12 protein-coding genes and 1 pseudogene are annotated in these 15,862 nt (G+C 69.5%); 10 read left to right on the top strand and 3 right to left on the bottom strand.

Translation table 11 applies throughout. The features are described from left to right. Positions 1 to 117 precede the first annotated feature (117 nt). From thrS to ACFMRZ_RS07745, 6 genes are read left to right on the top strand one after another with little or no spacing between them, the layout of a single operon-like run. Complete coding sequence (thrS, locus tag ACFMRZ_RS07770; protein WP_400178501.1) at positions 118 to 2,178, top strand: threonine--tRNA ligase; 2,061 nt, start codon at positions 118 to 120, stop codon at positions 2,176 to 2,178. Further along, a complete protein-coding gene (locus ACFMRZ_RS07765) occupies positions 2,171 to 2,791 on the top strand; it encodes an HIT family protein (RefSeq protein ID WP_400178500.1) in 621 nt (206 codons plus the stop codon). Before thrS ends, ACFMRZ_RS07765 begins: the two co-directional genes overlap by 8 nt. Before the next feature lies 1 nt (position 2,792). Continuing rightward, positions 2,793 to 3,461 (top strand): phosphatidylinositol phosphate synthase, encoded by a 669-nt coding sequence (pgsA, locus tag ACFMRZ_RS07760; protein WP_280272551.1) that lies wholly within the window; start codon positions 2,793 to 2,795, stop codon positions 3,459 to 3,461. Between the two features lie 48 nt (positions 3,462 to 3,509). Next, positions 3,510 to 4,538: a phosphatidylinositol mannoside acyltransferase gene (locus tag ACFMRZ_RS07755; protein ID WP_400178499.1), complete on the top strand. Its 1,029-nt coding sequence runs from the start codon at positions 3,510 to 3,512 to the stop codon at positions 4,536 to 4,538. Continuing rightward, on the top strand, positions 4,535 to 5,659 hold the full coding sequence (locus tag ACFMRZ_RS07750; protein WP_280272549.1) for a glycosyltransferase family 4 protein: 1,125 nt from the start codon (positions 4,535 to 4,537) through the stop codon (positions 5,657 to 5,659). The genes ACFMRZ_RS07755 and ACFMRZ_RS07750 overlap by 4 nt, the downstream gene beginning before the upstream one ends. Continuing rightward, complete coding sequence (locus ACFMRZ_RS07745; RefSeq protein WP_280272557.1) at positions 5,659 to 6,699, top strand: NUDIX hydrolase; 1,041 nt, start codon at positions 5,659 to 5,661, stop codon at positions 6,697 to 6,699. The genes ACFMRZ_RS07750 and ACFMRZ_RS07745 overlap by 1 nt, the downstream gene beginning before the upstream one ends. Before the next feature lie 2 nt (positions 6,700 to 6,701). On the opposite strand, the gene ACFMRZ_RS07740 is transcribed toward ACFMRZ_RS07745, so the two are convergent. Beyond that, complete coding sequence (locus tag ACFMRZ_RS07740; protein ID WP_400178498.1) at positions 6,702 to 6,989, bottom strand: hypothetical protein; 288 nt, start codon at positions 6,987 to 6,989, stop codon at positions 6,702 to 6,704. Between the two features lie 251 nt (positions 6,990 to 7,240). On the opposite strand from ACFMRZ_RS07740, the gene ACFMRZ_RS07735 reads away from it, so the two are divergent. Further along, positions 7,241 to 7,678 carry a pyridoxamine 5'-phosphate oxidase family protein gene (locus tag ACFMRZ_RS07735; RefSeq protein ID WP_400178496.1) on the top strand — a complete coding sequence of 146 codons (438 nt, stop codon included), beginning with the start codon at positions 7,241 to 7,243 and terminating at the stop codon, positions 7,676 to 7,678. A 363-nt stretch (positions 7,679 to 8,041) separates the two neighbouring features. Then, positions 8,042 to 8,944, top strand: a complete 903-nt coding sequence (gene pdxS / locus ACFMRZ_RS07730) for a pyridoxal 5'-phosphate synthase lyase subunit PdxS (protein WP_280272546.1) — start codon at positions 8,042 to 8,044, stop codon at positions 8,942 to 8,944. Here pdxS and dnaE read toward each other — a convergent pair. After that, a pseudogene (dnaE, locus tag ACFMRZ_RS07725) lies at positions 8,892 to 12,489 on the bottom strand (DNA polymerase III subunit alpha). The gene pdxS and the pseudogene dnaE sit on opposite strands and share 53 nt — an antisense overlap. A gap of 155 nt (positions 12,490 to 12,644) precedes the next feature. Here dnaE and ACFMRZ_RS07720 point away from each other — a divergent pair. Next, positions 12,645 to 13,646, top strand: a complete 1,002-nt coding sequence (locus ACFMRZ_RS07720) for a LysR family transcriptional regulator (protein WP_400178495.1) — start codon at positions 12,645 to 12,647, stop codon at positions 13,644 to 13,646. A 22-nt stretch (positions 13,647 to 13,668) separates the two neighbouring features. Here ACFMRZ_RS07720 and ACFMRZ_RS07715 read toward each other — a convergent pair whose 3' ends face one another. After that, positions 13,669 to 13,869, bottom strand: coding sequence for a hypothetical protein (locus ACFMRZ_RS07715; RefSeq protein ID WP_400178494.1), 201 nt, complete (start codon positions 13,867 to 13,869; stop codon positions 13,669 to 13,671). 324 nt (positions 13,870 to 14,193) lie between these two features. Between ACFMRZ_RS07715 and ACFMRZ_RS07710 the strand changes: the two genes are divergently transcribed. Further along, positions 14,194 to 15,837, top strand: a complete 1,644-nt coding sequence (locus ACFMRZ_RS07710; protein WP_400178493.1) for an ABC-F family ATP-binding cassette domain-containing protein — start codon at positions 14,194 to 14,196, stop codon at positions 15,835 to 15,837. Positions 15,838 to 15,862 lie beyond the last annotated feature (25 nt).

Here is a 15,862-nt window from a genome sequence, read left to right as displayed (position 1 = left end):
TGGTCGCGCCGGGCACTTCCGCGTGTCCGGCCTGGACTTCCGAGTCCGGCCGCGGGGAATCCTCGCGGCAGACACCGCGGGCAGCCCGCCCGCCCGAACCTCAAGGAGAGCGCAGCCGTGACCACCTCAGCCCGCACCACCCCGACCGCCCTCGTTCGGGTGCCGGCCGGGACGACGGCGGGCGCCGCGGTGCGCGAGGCGGGCCTGCCCACCAAGGGCCCCGACACCGTAGTCGTCGTGCGCGACGCGGAGGGCAACCTCAAGGACCTGTCCTGGATCCCCGACACCGATGTCGAGGTCGAGCCGGTCGCCGCCGACACCGAGGACGGCCGCAGCGTGATCCGGCACTCGGCCGCGCACGTGCTTGCGCAGGCGGTGCAGCAGGAGTTCCCGGAGGCCAAGCTGGGCATCGGCCCGCCGATCAAGGACGGCTTCTACTACGACTTCCAGGTGGACCGTCCGTTCACCCCCGAGGATCTGGCCAAGCTGGAATCGCGGATGAAGAAGATCGTCAAAGGCGCCCAGCGCTTCTCGCGCCGGGTGGTCGAGGTCGAGGAGGCTCGCGTCGAGCTGGCGAAGGAGCCGTTCAAGCTCGAGCTGATCGGCGACAAGTCCGGCATCGACGACCCGGAGATCATGGAGGTCGGCGGCAACGAGCTGACCATCTATGACAACCTCGACCCGCGCACGGGCGAGAAGGTGTGGGGCGACCTGTGCCGCGGCCCGCACATCCCGACCACCAAGTTCATTCCGGCGTTCAAGCTGACCCGCAGCTCCGCCGCCTACTGGCGCGGTGACCAGAACCGCGAGGACCTGCAGCGCATCTACGGCACCGCGTGGGAGTCGCAGGAGGCCCTCGACGCGCACCTGCACCTGCTGGAGGAGGCCGAGAAGCGCGACCACCGCAAGCTCGGCCTGGAACTGGACCTGTTCTCCTTCCCCGACGAACTGGGCTCGGGCCTGCCGGTGTTCCACCCCAAGGGCGGCATCATCCGCAAAGAGCTCGAGGACTATTCGCGGCAGCGGCACGTCGAGGCCGGCTACGAATTCGTCAACACCCCGCACCTGACCAAGGCCCACCTGTTCGAGGTGTCCAAGCACCTGGACTGGTACGCCGACGGCATGTTCCCGCCCATGCACCTGGACGCGGAGTACAACGAGGACGGCACCGTCCGCAAGCCCGGCCAGGACTACTACGTCAAGCCGATGAACTGCCCGATGCACAACCTGATCTTCCGGTCGCGCGGCCGGTCGTATCGGGAGCTGCCGCTGCGGATGTTCGAATTCGGCTCGGTGTACCGCTACGAGAAGTCCGGCGTGATCCACGGCCTGACCCGGGTGCGCGGCATGACTCAGGACGACTCGCACATCTACTGCACGCAGGAGCAGGTGGTCGAGGAACTCACCAGCATTCTGCGGTTCGTGCTCGACCTGCTGAAGGACTACGGCCTCGACGACTTCTACCTCGAGCTGTCCACCAAGGACCCGAAGAAGTACGTCGGCTCCGACGAGCTGTGGGAGGAGGCCACCGCCACCCTGGCGCGGGTCGCGGAAACCTCGGGCCTGCAACTGGTTCCGGATCCGGGCGGGGCCGCGTTCTACGGCCCGAAGATCTCGGTGCAGACCAAGGACGCGCTGGGCCGCAACTGGCAGATGTCGACCATCCAGCTGGACTTCTTCGAACCGGAGCTGTTCGAGCTGGAGTACACCGCCTCCGACGGCACCAAGAAGCGCCCGGTGATGATCCACCGCGCGCTGTTCGGTTCGATCGAGCGGTTCTTCGGTGTGCTCACCGAGCATTACGCCGGGGCGTTCCCGGCATGGCTGTCGCCGGTGCAGGCGGTCGGCATCCCGGTCGCGGACGCCTTCGTGCCGCACCTTGAGGACGTCGTGGCGCGGCTGCGGGCCGCGGGCGTGCGCGCCGAGGTGGACGGCAGCGACGACCGGATGCAGAAGAAGATCTTCAACCACACCGCCCAGAAGGTGCCGTTCATGCTGGTGGCGGGCGAGCGCGACGTGACGGCGGGGGCGGTGAGTTTCCGGTTCCGCGACGGCACCACGGTCAACGGCGTGCCGGTCGCCGATGCCGTTGCCACCGTGGCGGATTGGGTCCGCCGCCGCGAGAACGCGTCGCCGACGGCGGCGGGATTCGAGATCCGGACCGGTGGGAATGAGTGAGCGAACCGTGGACGAGGCTGTATCGCACCAGGATTCGGCCCGCCCGGATCCGATTGTGGACACCGGCGCGGGTGATCCCGACCGCCTGCAGCGGCTGTGGACGCCCTACCGGATGTCCTACATCACCGGGGCCGTGGCCGACCGGGACGCGCGCAAGACCGACGCGGGCGCCGAGCCCGCGAGTTCGGGGCATCCGTTCACCGAGATCCCGAAGATGTCCGACGAGGACGGCCTGGTCATCGCGCGCGGTGAATGGGTATACGCGGTGCTCAACCTGTACCCGTACAACCCGGGCCACATGATGGTGGTGCCCTACCGCCGGGTGGCCAACCTCGAGGACCTCACCGCCGAGGAGAGCGCCGAACTGATGGCGTTCACCCAGCGGGCGATCCGGGTGATGAAGCAGGTGTCGCGGCCGGAGGGATTCAACGTCGGCCTGAATCTCGGTGGCGTGGCGGGCGGTTCGCTCGCCGACCACCTGCACCAGCACATCGTCCCGCGCTGGGGCGGGGACGCGAATTTCATCACCGTTGTCGGCGGAGTGAAGGTGATGCCGCAACTGTTACGGGAGACCAGGGCTCTGCTGGCCGGTATGTGGAAGGACGTCGAGTAGCGTGCTCAGCTTCTTCGGTCGTGAGACATTCGCCAAAGCGACTGCGCCCCTGGGCAAGGCGCTGGTGAGTACCGGGCTCACGCCCGATGCGGTCACGCTGATCGGCACCACGGCCTCGATCGTGGCGTCGGTGACGTTGTTCCCCACCGGACATCTGTTCTGGGGCACGATGGTGATCTGGTTCTTCGTCATGTTCGACATGCTCGACGGGGCGATGGCGCGGGCCCGGGGCGGCGGCACGAAATACGGTGCGGTGCTGGACGCCACCTGCGACCGGATCGCCGACGGCGCGGTTTTCGGCTCGCTGGCCTGGTGGTCGGTCTACCACGCGCAGAGCAAGCATCTGTTCGTCGCGACCCTGGTGGTGCTGGTGACCTCGCAGGTGATCTCGTACGCCAAGGCGCGCGCGGAGGCCAGCGGGCTGTCGGCCGACGGCGGGCTGATCGAGCGGCCGGACCGGCTGGTGATCGTGCTCGTCGGCGCCGGATTCACCGGCATCGGCGGCTACTGGGACATCGAATGGTTGTCCTACGCGGTGTATCTCGCGATGTACGTGCTCGCCGTGCTGAGCGTCGTCACGGTGTGCCAGCGGGTCTTGGCCGTCCGCAACTCCGCCGGCGCCCGCGACGTGATCGCCATGCCGGGGCGGGCGCAGGGGGAGGGGCAGTGAACGCTCGAGCAACGGCAGCGCCGGAGTCGGTGGCATAGGGGCAGTGGGATGAGCGGTATGAGATCCACGCTGACCGACCGGGCGTACGCGGCGGGGTGGCGGCTGGTCCGGGGCCTGCCCGAGCCCGCCGCGCGCCGACTGTTCGATGTCGGGGGCGACTGGGCCGGCCGCCGGGCGAACCGCGCCACGCATCGCAGCGGCACGCCGAACCAATTGCGCCGCAACCTTTCTCGCGTGCTCGGCGTCGACCCGATGGCCGTGCCCGACGAGCTGATCCGGGACAGCATGCGCTCCTACGCCCGGTACTGGCGCGAGGCGTTCCGGCTGCCGACGCTGGATCACGCGACGCTGGCGAGATCACCGCTGATGCCGCCGGCGATCGGGATCGAGAACGTCGACGCCGCGCTGGAGCGCGGCCGCGGCGCGGTGCTGGTGCTGCCGCATTCGGGGAACTGGGATATGGCCGGGGTGTGGCTGGTCCAGCACTACGGCACCTTCTCCACGGTGACCGAACGGCTGCGGCCGGAATCGCTGTTCGAACGGTTCGTCGCCTATCGGGAAAGCCTGGGCTTCGAGGTATTCCCGCACACCGGCGGTACCCAGCCGCCGTTCCCGCAGCTGGCGGAGCGGCTGCGGCAGAACAAGATCGTCTGCCTGATGGGCGAGCGCGATCTCACCGGCAAGGGCGTGCCGGTGACATTCTTCGGCGAGCGCACCTGGATGCCCGCCGGCGCCGCCAAACTGGCGATCGAGACCGGTGCCGCGATGCTGCCCGTGCACGCCTGGTACACCGTCGACGCCGCGGGCAACGAGGGGTGGGGTCTGAAGACGGATGCCCCGCTGGATGTTTCGCGGGGCGTGGGCCCGGCAACCCAGGCCATGGCGGACTGGTTCGCGGCGAATATCGCCTTGCACCCCGCCGACTGGCACATGCTGCAGCCCATGTGGGAGGCGGACCTCTCCGAGGCCCGCCGCGCCCGGATCGCCGCGGCCCAGGCGGCACTCGGCGCGGACGGTCGCGCGAGCGCGGACGCCAGCGCGCGGGACGGTACGGCCGCGGGAGACGAGGCGGTATGAGAATCGGCATGGTCTGCCCGTACTCGTTCGACGTACCGGGTGGAGTGCAGTCCCATGTCGTGGAGCTGGCGGAGGTGCTGATCGAACGCGGGCACCGGGTCAGCGTGCTGGCGCCGGCGGCCGAGGACACCCCGCTGCCCGCCTTCGTCGTCTCCGCGGGCAAGGCGGTCGCCATTCCCTACAACGGGTCGGTGGCGCGGTTGTCCTTCGGACCCACCGCCTATAACCGGATCCGGCGCTGGATCGCCGACAACGACTTCGATGTGCTGCACATCCACGAGCCGAACGCGCCCAGCCTGTCGATGCTGGCGCTGAAGATCGCCGAGGGACCGATCGTGGCGACCTTCCACACCTCGACCACGAAATCGTTGGTGCTCAGCACCTTTCAGGGCGTGCTGCGGCCCTACCACGAGAAGATCAGCGGGCGGATCGCGGTCTCGGAGCTGGCGCGGCGCTGGCAGGTGGAGGCGCTCGGCGGTGACGCGGTGGAGATCCCCAACGGCGTCGACGTCCCCGCCTTCGCGCACGCCCCGCTGCTCGAGGGCTACCCGCGGCCGGGCGGGACGGTGCTGTTCCTGGGCCGCTACGACGAACCGCGCAAGGGGATGGCGGTGCTGCTGGGGGCGCTGCCGGAGCTGGTGCGCCGCCACCCGGAGGTCGAGATCCTGATCGTCGGGCGGGGCGACGAGGAGCGGCTGCGGCGCGAGGCCGGTGAGCTGGCCGGGCACCTGCGCTTCCTCGGGCAGGTGTCGGACGCGGAGAAGGCCTCGGCGATGCGCAGCGCCGAGGTGTACTGCGCGCCCAATCTCGGCGGCGAGAGCTTCGGCATCGTGCTGGTGGAGGCGATGGCGGCGGGGACCGCGGTGGTGGCGAGCGAACTGGACGCCTTCCGCCGCGTGCTGCGCGACGGGACGGCGGGAATGCTCGTCCCCATCGGCGATTCGGCGCGGCTGGCGGCCGCGCTCGGCGAGCTGCTCGGGGCCGCCGACCGCCGGGAGAGTCTGATCCGCGCGGCGAATCAGGTTGTGGGCGAATACGACTGGCCGGTGGTCGCCGAACAGATCCTGCGGGTGTACGAGACGGTGACCGTCGGCGACACCCGGGTGAGGACCGCCGGATGATCACCTTCTCCGCGACCACGATCCTGGTCCTGGCGCTGATCGCCGCGCTGATCGTGGCGGCCGGCGTGTGGGCGTACTCGACGGCGAATCGGCTGGACCGCCTGCACGTGCGCAGCGATCAGGCGCGGCACGCGCTCGAGGCGGCGCTGGCCCGCCGCGCGGTGGTGGCCCGCTCGGTCGCGCTGGCGCTGACCAATACCGGGTCCGAGGCGGTCGGCGAGCAGGCCCGGCGCCTGCACGCCCTGGCCGCCCGCGCCGAACGCGCCGACTGGACCGATCGCGAGACCGTGGAGAACCAGCTGGCCGCGGCGCTGACGGGCATCGACATCACCCTGCTGCCGCCGCAACTGGTGGCCGAGCTGGCCGACGCCGAGGCGCGCGTGCTCATCGCCCGCCGCTTCCACAACGACGCCGTGCGCGACACCCTCGCCCTGCGCACCCGCCGTCCGGTCCGGCTGCTGCACCTGGGCGGTACCGCGCCGCTGCCCACGTACTTCGAGATCGCCGAGCGGGTCACGGCCGCGGCCACCACTGGGCTCGAGGTGGACACGGTGCGCACCTCCGCGCGCGTGGTGCTGCTCGACGAGCAGGACCGGGTGCTGCTCCTGCGCGGCCACGATCCCAAGACGCCCGACCTGCCGTTCTGGTTCACCGTCGGCGGCGGCATCGAACCCGGGGAGACCCTGCGCACCGCGGCGGTGCGGGAACTGTGGGAGGAGACGGGCCGCGCGCTGGACTCCACGGCGTTGCGTGGGCCGATCTGGCGGCGGGTCGCGGTCTTCCCGTTCGACGGCGAACTGGTCCGTTCGGAGGAACTGTTCTTCGTCGCGCGCACCACGGCGTTCGAGCCGCGGGCCGCGAATCCGACGGTGTGGGAACGCCGCTGCGTCACCGACGACAAGTGGTGCACCGCCGAGGACATCGTGACACTGGATGCCATGGGGGAGACGGTGTATCCGTACCACCTCGATCAGCTGCTGCCGGAGGCGGCGGCCGTCGCGGGCAGCGACGCCGAGCCGGAGGTGCGTTCGATCCGCTGAGTTCAGCGGGCCATGGTCATCGCCAGCATCGCGAGGCCCGCGTCGCGGATCATCCCGTCCAGGTCGTCGAGGAGCACCGTGGTGGCCGACTCGGGCCCGCCGGACAGCGCCCGGAGCGTGTGGAGCTGCAAGCCGACATCGAACAGGTGCCGGACCAAGCGGTCGTTGGCGTCGGCGAAGGCCACGGCGTCGCCGGACGGTGGCGGCGCGGGGGTGAACAAGCCGTACGGGGGAGGCGTCGAATCGGCGATCGAACCGGTCGGCCGGTCGGTCAGCAGGACATCGTCCATGTCCGGGCTCCTGACTCGCTGTCGAGCCGAATCCTCTGACGCGGTGCGGGATTCGGAGGTCGATGGGCACAACGACGTGCTCACGAGTCTACGGTTCCCCACGGCGGCCGCTAGAGTCGTTGGTCACCGACGAGGCGTCGCCCCCGGGGGGAATCCCATACTTCGCGCCGGGTTCCGCGTTTCCCGCGCCGTCGCCTCGCCGACGTGGAATTATCGGTGGCGCAACAGGTTCGACGATCTCCGAGGTCATCGTGGAGGAAACGCTCGGCTCACGTGAACTGTCGACCGCCCAGTCGATGCGGTTGCTGTCCGGCGTGCGGTTCGGCCGGGTGGTGTTCTCCCGCTACGCCCTGCCGACGATTCGCCCCGTCAACCACGCCGTGGTCGACGACGCCATCGTCATCTACGCCAACCCCGGCACCACGCTGAGTTCCGACCGCCAGGTGGTCACCTACGAGGCCGACACCCTCGACCCGGCCACGCTGCTCGGCTGGTGTGTCGTCGTCACCGGCGCCGCCGAGGAACTGACCGACCCGGACGAGATCCGGCGGTGCCGCCCAGTACTCCCGGCCGCCCTGCCCGGACCCCGGGACCGGATCATCCGGATCCACCCCGACATCGTCCTCGGCATCGAATACCTGGCTCCCACGGCGGTCGGCAACTCCGGCCCCGGGTGGCCGCCGGACTGAAGCCCTGTGGCGAACGTCATGTTCGGTTATGGTCGGAGTCGGTTTGCCGACCGCGCACCCTGGCGAACCGGTATCTGGAGGTGAAGTACCGCATGCCGATGTCCTACCTGCTCTACGACTTTCTGCTGCCCTATCTGGGCAACGAGGCCGCCACCTACTGGGCTCAGTTACTGGTGATCAACCCGATCTGATCGCATCCATCACGTAGCGGCGAGATAGCGGGAACTCCTGGTCCTCGCGGGTGTGGGTGTGGTCAGCAGTCCAGTGCTCTCGGACTGGCTATCTAGTGGCCTGATCGACCCGCCTAGAATCGTGTCGTTCGATTCCGTATGACCCGATTACCCCGATGATCAGGAGTTTGCCGTGACTACGCCCGAAACCAGCCCGACGACCGGCACCGCCCGCGTGAAGCGCGGCATGGCCGAGATGCTCAAGGGCGGTGTGATCATGGACGTCGTCACCGCGGAGCAGGCCAAGATCGCCGAGGACGCCGGGGCGGTGGCCGTCATGGCGCTGGAGCGGGTGCCCGCCGACATCCGCGCGCAGGGTGGCGTGGCGCGCATGAGCGACCCGGATCTGATCGACGGCATCATCGGCGCGGTGTCCATCCCCGTGATGGCCAAGGCGCGGATCGGCCACTTCGTGGAGGCGCAGGTGCTGCAGAGCCTCGGCGTCGACTACATCGACGAGTCCGAGGTGCTCACCCCGGCCGACTACGCGCACCACATCGACAAGTGGCAGTTCACCGTGCCGTTCGTGTGCGGCGCCACCAACCTGGGCGAGGCGCTGCGCCGGATCACCGAGGGCGCGGCCATGATTCGCTCCAAGGGCGAGGCCGGCACCGGCGACGTGTCCAACGCCACCACCCACATGCGCAAGATCCGCCAGGAGATCCGCCGCCTGCAGTCGCTGCCCGAGGACGAGCTGTTCGTGGCCGCCAAGGAACTGCAGGCGCCCTACGAACTGGTCCGCGAGATCGCCGAGACCGGCAAGCTCCCGGTCGTGCTGTTCACCGCCGGCGGTATCGCCACCCCGGCCGACGCCGCCATGATGATGCAGCTCGGCGCCGAGGGCGTGTTCGTCGGCTCCGGCATCTTCAAGTCCGGCAACCCGGCCCAGCGCGCGGCCGCGATCGTGAAGGCCACCACCTTCTACGACGACCCGGACGTGCTGGCCAAGGTGTCGCGCGGCCTGGGCGACGCCATGGTCGGCATCAATGTCGAGGAGATCCCGGAGCCGCACCGGCTCGCCGAGCGCGGCTGGTAACGGCCCGCGACTGCAGGCAGGCCGGGCCGAAGAGGGCCTTGAGTTCGCCCATCAGGGCGGGGGAGGGCTGGACGCGGTAGCGCGGGTCGATCGCGAGCAACTGCGGGCCCTTCCTGCCCACCAAGCGAATTCGCACCTCGGTCGGTCCGGGGTGGTGCTGGAGGGTCTCGCGGAGGCCGCGGACGGCCGCGGGTGTGCAGGCCGGAACGGGAATGGTCACGGTGATCGCGCCGGCCGCCGCGAGCCCGGCCAGTTCCGGCACGGTGACCTGGTCGCCGAGCAGCGACATCCGGCCGTCCCGGATGCTGACGTGCGCGGCGACGAGCAGCACCGCGTCCTCGGTGAGGGCGGTGGCCGCACTCGCGTAGGCCGCGGGGAAGAACAGGATCTCCACGGCCGCCTCCAGGTCTTCGAGCCGCACGATCGCCCAGGGTTCGCCCTTCTTGGTGACGCGGCGGTCGACGGCGGCGACGAGCCCGCCGACCACGACCTTCCTGCCGTGCCCCACCCGGCCCTCGACGAGCGCGGAGATCGGGGTGTCACGCCGCGTCGCGAGTGCCTGTGCCACCTCGTCGAGCGGATGTCCGGAGACGTAGAGCCCCAGCATCTCCCGCTCGAATCCCAGCAGTTGCCGGGTGTCCCATTCCCGATCCGGCACCGGTACCTCGAAAACCGCCGCGGCATCGCCTGATTCGTCCACCGATCCGGAGAACAGGTCGAATTGCCCACGCGCCGCGGCCTTCTTGGTGCCCATCGCGGCGTCCACGGCCTCGCCGTGCACCAGGTACAGGCCGTGGCGCGGATGGTGCAGCGAATCGAAACCGCCCGCCTTGATGAGTGATTCGACCACCTTCTTGGCGCAGGCGGTGGCGTCGGCCTTGGCCAGGTAGTCGGAGAAACTGGTGAACGCGCCGGATTCCCGTGCCCGCACGATGGATTCGACCACCGGCTCGCCGACGTTGCGCACCGCGCCCAGCCCGAACCGGATATCGGCGCCGACGCAGGTGAAGGTCGCGGCGGACTCGTTGACGTCCGGGGGCAGCACGCGGATGCCGCGTTTGCGGCAGTCCGACAGGTAGATCGCGGACTTGTCCTTGTCGTCGCCGACCGAGGTCAGCAGCGCCGCCATGAACTCGGCCGGATAGTTCGCCTTGAGGTAGGCGGTCCAGTACATGACCAGGCTGTAACCGGCGGCATGCGACTTGTTGTAGGCGTACCCGGCGAACGGCAGCACCGCGTCCCACAGCGCCGTCACCGCCTCGTCGCGATAGCCGTTGCCGCGCATGCCGTTACGGAAGTTCTCGAACTCCTGGGCCAGCACCTCCGGCTTCTTCTTGCCCATCGCGCGGCGCAGCAGATCCGCCTGGCCCAGTGAGTAGCCCGCCACCCGCTGCGCGAGTTGCATGATCTGCTCCTGATAGACGATCAGCGCGTAGGTTTCCGCCAGGATCTCCCGCAGCGGCTCGTCCAGGTCCGGGTGAATGGGCGTGACCGGCTCTCGTCCGTTCTTGCGGTCGGCGTAGGCCCAGTGCGCGCCGACTCCCATCGGACCCGGCCGGTACAGCGCGTTGGACGCCACCAGGTCGTTGAATTCGGTGGGCGCCATCCGCAACAGCAGCTCCCGCATGCCGGCCGAATCCATCTGGAACACACCGAGATTGTCGCCGCGGGCCAGCATGGCGTAGGTCTTGTCGTCGTCGAGGCCCAGGGTGTCGAGGTCGATCTCGATGCCGCGGTTGTCTCGGATATTGGTCAGGCAGTCGCCGATCACCGTAAGCGTGCGCAGGCCGAGGAAATCCATCTTGAGCAGGCCGATCGCCTCACAGGAGGGATAGTCCCAGCCGGTGATGATCGCCCCGTCCTGCGGCCGCTTCCACAGCGGGACGACGTTCATCAGCGGTTCGCTGGACAGGATGACCGCGCAGGCGTGCACGCCCGCGCCGCGCACCATGCCCTCCAAACCCACCGCGGTGTCGTAGATCCGGCGCACGTCCGGATCCGCGTCGAGCAGTGCGCGGACCTCGGCCGCCTCGCCGTAGCGCTCGTGCGCGGGGTCGGTGATCCCGGCGACCGGAATGTCCTTGGCCGCCACGGCGGGCGGGAGCGCCTTGGTGATCCGGTCGGCGAGGGCGAATCCGGGCTGCCCGAAATGCACGCGCGCCGAATCCTTCAGCGCCGCCTTGGTTTTGATGGTGCCGAACGTGATGACCTGCGCGACCTTGTCCGCTGCCCCAGCGTTCGGTGGCGTAGCGGATCATCTCGCCGCGGCGGCGGTCGTCGAAATCGATGTCGATATCGGGCGCCGAGGGCCGCTCGGGATTGAGGAATCGTTCGAACAGCAGCCCGTGCTCGATCGGGTCGATATTGGTGATGGCGAGGGCGTAGGCGACCAGCGACCCGGCGGCCGAACCGCGCCCCGGCCCGACCCGGATGCCCACCTCGCGGGCGTGCGCCACCAGGTCGCCCACCACCAGGAAATAGGCCGGAAAACCCTTGTCGCGGATGATGTCCAGCTCGTACGCGGCCCGCCGCAGATACTCCGCGGGGACTCCGGCGGGGAAGCGCCAGCGCAGGCCCGCGTCGACCTCGTGGCGCAGCCAGCTGTCCTCGGTGTGCCCGTCCGGGACCGGGAACACCGGCATGCGGTCCCGGAACTCCCAGATGTCGTCGTACGGTTCGATGCGCTCGGCCACCGCGAGGGTGGCGTCGCAGGCGCCGGGCACCTCGCCGTCCCACAGCGCCCGCATCTCGGCGGCCGATTTGAGGTAGTAGCCGTCGCCGCCGAACCGGAAGCGGGTCGGATCGGACAGGGTCTTGCCGGTCTGCACGCACAGCATCGCCTCGTGCGCCGCCGACTGCTGCTTCAGCACGTAGTGACAGTCGTTGGTGGCCAGCGGTGTCAGGCCCACCTTCTCGCCGATCGCCAGCAGGTCCGCGCGCACCCGCCGCTCGATCGACAAGCCGTGGTCCATCACCTCGAGGAAGAAGTTCTCCGCGCCGAAGATCTCCCGCCACCGCCCGGCCGCGTCGTACGCCGCGTCGAATTGCCCCAGGCGCAAACGGGTTTGGACCTCACCTGACGGGCAGCCCGTGGTCGCCATGATGCCCTCGGCGTGCTCGGCGATCAGCTCGGCGTCCATCCGCGGCCACTTGCCGAGCTGCCCCTCGAACGAGGCCAGCGACGACAGCGTGAACAGATTGCGCAGGCCCACCGCATTTCTCGCGAACATGGTCAGGTGCAGGTAGGCGCCGGATCCGGAGACGTCGTCGGACTTCTGCGACGGGTCGCCCCAGAACACGCGCTTGCCGGAGAACCGGGACTCCGGGGCGACGTACGCCTCGATCCCGATGATCGGGGTGATCCCCGACGTGCGCGACTGGCGGAAGAATTCGGCGGCGCCGTACATGTTGCCGTGGTCGGTCATGCCGACCGCGGGCATTCCGAGGCGCTCGGCCTCGGCGAACAGCGGCGCCACCTTCGCCATGCCGTCGAGCATCGAGTACTCGGTGTGGTTGTGCAGATGGACGAAGGACGCGTCGCTCATCGAATCACCCTGTGGTCGATCGGGGTCGGAATAGGTTGTGTGGACACACCGTTCCGGCCATGGCTTCTCGGCTAGATACGACCAGGTGAGGAGGCGGTCAGTCGAACAAGAGACACGCTAGGATGCACAACCGTAGGTTGTATCGGGAGGATGTCATGACGGATCTGGATCTCGCCGCCGTCCGCGCGTTCGTCACGGCGCTGGACGAGGGGCAGTTCAGCCACGCCGCGGCGGTGCTCGGCATCAGCCAGCAGGCGGTGTCCAAGCGCGTGGCCAAGCTCGAACAGCAGCTCGGGGCGGCGCTTTTCGACCGGGTGCCCACGGGGATCACGGCGACCGCGGCGGGCGCCCGGCTGCTGCCGCATGCCCGCACGCTGCTGAGCGCCGCCGACGACGCGGTGACGGCGGTGCGGGAACGGGTTCGCCCGCTGCGCGTCGCCGTGCTCGGAGAGCGGCAGGCGGAGATGGAGTCGCTGCGCTTCTACCTGTACCGCCATCCCGAGCGCGACACGGAGGTCGTGATCTCCAACGTGATCACCACGACGCGCGACGCCCTGCTGCTCGGCCACCCCGGCACGCTGCGCGCGCACGGCACCGCGCGCGACACGCTGGTCGGCGGTCGCGTCGACGCCGCCTTCGCGCGGGCGTACGGCGGGCCGCGGCCGCTGCCGCCCGAAATCGCCGCGGTGCCTTCGTATCTGGAGCCGTTGCAGCTCGTCGTCGGCAAGGACCATCCGCTGGCCGGGCACGCGGCGACCACCCTCGCCGAGGTCCGGCCGTTCACCGCGTGGGTGCCCGGCACGGCGGTGCCGTCGGAGTGGGCCGACTACTACCGGCATCTGTCCGAATACAGCGGGGTCACAGTCGAATCCGGCGGGCGGCCGGAGCCGATCGAGGACATCCTGGAACGGGTCGCCGCGTCCGAGACCTTGGTCAGCTTCACCGGGGTGGGATTCCGTACGCCCTGGCATCCGCACATCCGCCGGGTTCCGGTGGTCGATCCGATTCCGGCGTACCCGCACGCGCTGCTGTGGTCGACCGCCAATCCGCATCCGGGACTGCCGGATCTGGTCGCGTATTTCCGCGACAACTACAACAGCGACATCGCCGACGAGTGCTGGATCCCGGAGCCCGACCGGGCGCTGTTCCGGCCGTGACTCGCCAGGGGGTCGCCGCCGTTCAGTCCTCTGTGGCCTGCTCGGCCAGGGCGGTGGTGTATGCCCGCAGGATGGCGTCCTCGTCGTGCACGACCACCGGCCGCAGCCATTGCTCGGCGTCGACGATCATTCGCACGGTGCGGGGCGCGCCGCGTTCACGACTTCGCTCCTGCGCCGCTTCTTCCGATCGCCGCTGCGGTACCGGCACCTGCCACCCACTCACCACTCGACACCCCTCGTCCGTACTCACCTGGTACTGCAGTACCCACGAGCATCCCGGTGCTAGCTTGCGGGTGAGCTAACGAACACTGAACTTGCCCATTTCGGAGTGTGACCGTCGCGACGGAAATGCCTTCGACTCCGGTACGCGATCTTGTTACCCTCGACGTCGTGCACTTGTACTTCCTCTAGAAGCTCCGGGCCCGCGTCCGCACCGGCGGATCGCCGTAGGCCCCGTTCCGATGTCCCGTCGCGCCGTCGGCGCGCATTCATCGATCAAGGCGCACTTCCCTTTCCGCGATGCGGTGTCGTGTGCCCGGAGGAAGCTATGACCATCCGGATTCGGCCTGCCGGTGCGCGGGCCCAATTGACCTGTTCGGACATCCGTGTGCGGCGCGGTGAACGCACCGTGCTCGACGGTGTCGACTTGACCGTCTCACCCGGTTCGCGGTGCGGTGTCGTCGGCGAGAACGGGCGCGGCAAATCCACGCTGCTGCACGTGCTCGCCGGACTGCTGGCACCCGACGCGGGCCGCGTGCAGCGGATCGGCACGCTGGCGCTGGCCACCCAGGAGATGCCCGACCACGACGAGCGCACCGTCGGGGACATCGTCGACGAGCACCTGGCGGCGGCCCGGGAGGCCGTGCGGCGGCTCGACGCCGCCACCGCGGCGCTGACCGAGGGGCTGCCCGGGGCCGACGAAGAGTACAGCGCCGCACTGGATCTCGCGCAACTGCTCGACGCGTGGGACGCCGACCGGCGCGTCGACGTCGCCTTGGCGGGACTCGGGGCCGTGACCGATCGGGAGCGTCCGCTGCGGACGTTGTCGGTGGGACAGCGGTATCGAGTACGGCTGGCGGTGCTGCTGGCGGCGGGCGACGACTTCCTGCTGCTGGACGAACCGACCAACCATCTCGATCGGGCCGCGCTGGAGTTCCTGACCGCCCGGTTGCGCGCCTTCGCGGGCGGAATCGTGGTGGTGAGCCATGATCGGGCCCTGCTGTCCGATGTCGCCGAGACGATCCTCGACCTGGATCCGACTCGTGACGGCAAGCCGCGTATCTATGGCGACGGGTACTCCGGCTATCAGGCCGGGCGGCGCGCCGAACTCGAGCGCTGGGCGGAGGAGTATCAGCAGCAACAGACCGACCGCGCGCGGCTCGCGCAGGATCTGTCGGCGGCGCAGAACCGATTGGTCACCGGGTGGCGGCCCGACAAGGGCACCGGGAAACACCAGCGCGCCACCAGGGCCGGGTCGCTGGCCCGCGCCGTGCACCGGCGGCAGGACGAACTGGAACGGCATCGGATCACCGCGCCGACGCCGCCGCAGCGGTTCGCGATGCCGGAACTGCCTGTGCGCCCGGGGGTTACGCTCGTGCGGGCCGAGAATGTGACCGTGGACGGACGCTTGGCGCGGCCGGTCGAGCTGTCGGTGGACTCCGGTGACCGCCTGGTGGTCGCGGGTCCCAATGGCGCGGGTAAGTCGACGCTGCTGGCGGTGCTCGCCGGAGTGCTCGAACCCGGTGCGGGGCAGGTGCATCGGGCTCGCCGGGCGCGAATCCATTTGCTGCGGCAGGAGTCTCGTTATCCGCCGCGGCGGCGGGCGCGTGAGCTGTTCCGGGCGCACGTGGAGGCGGCAGTGACGGCGGGGCTGCTCACCGAGGCCGAGGTGGTCGGCCTGTCGTCGCTGGGTCTGCTCAGTTCCCAGGAGGTGAACAAGCCGATCGGCGAACTCTCCATGGGGCAGCAGCGCCGTCTGGACCTCGCCTGCGCCTTGGCATTCCGGCCGCATCTCCTGCTTCTCGACGAGCCGACCAACCACTTGTCGATCACCCTCGTCGACGAACTCACCGAGGCCCTGCGCGCCACTCCGGCCGCGGTCGTGGTGGCCACCCACGACCGCCAACTGCGGCGCGATATGCGGGACTGGCCGCGTCTGACCCTGCACCGGTCGGCCGCGGTCCGCCGCTGATCTTCGGCGGGTCGGCGCTCGTAGC

This window comes from Nocardia sp. N2S4-5 (assembly GCF_044628355.1).
GTDB classification, from domain to species: domain Bacteria; phylum Actinomycetota; class Actinomycetes; order Mycobacteriales; family Mycobacteriaceae; genus Nocardia; species Nocardia wallacei_B.
The sequence above is the reverse complement of the archived record's forward strand: the minus strand, read 5'-3'. Positions and strand labels throughout refer to the sequence as shown.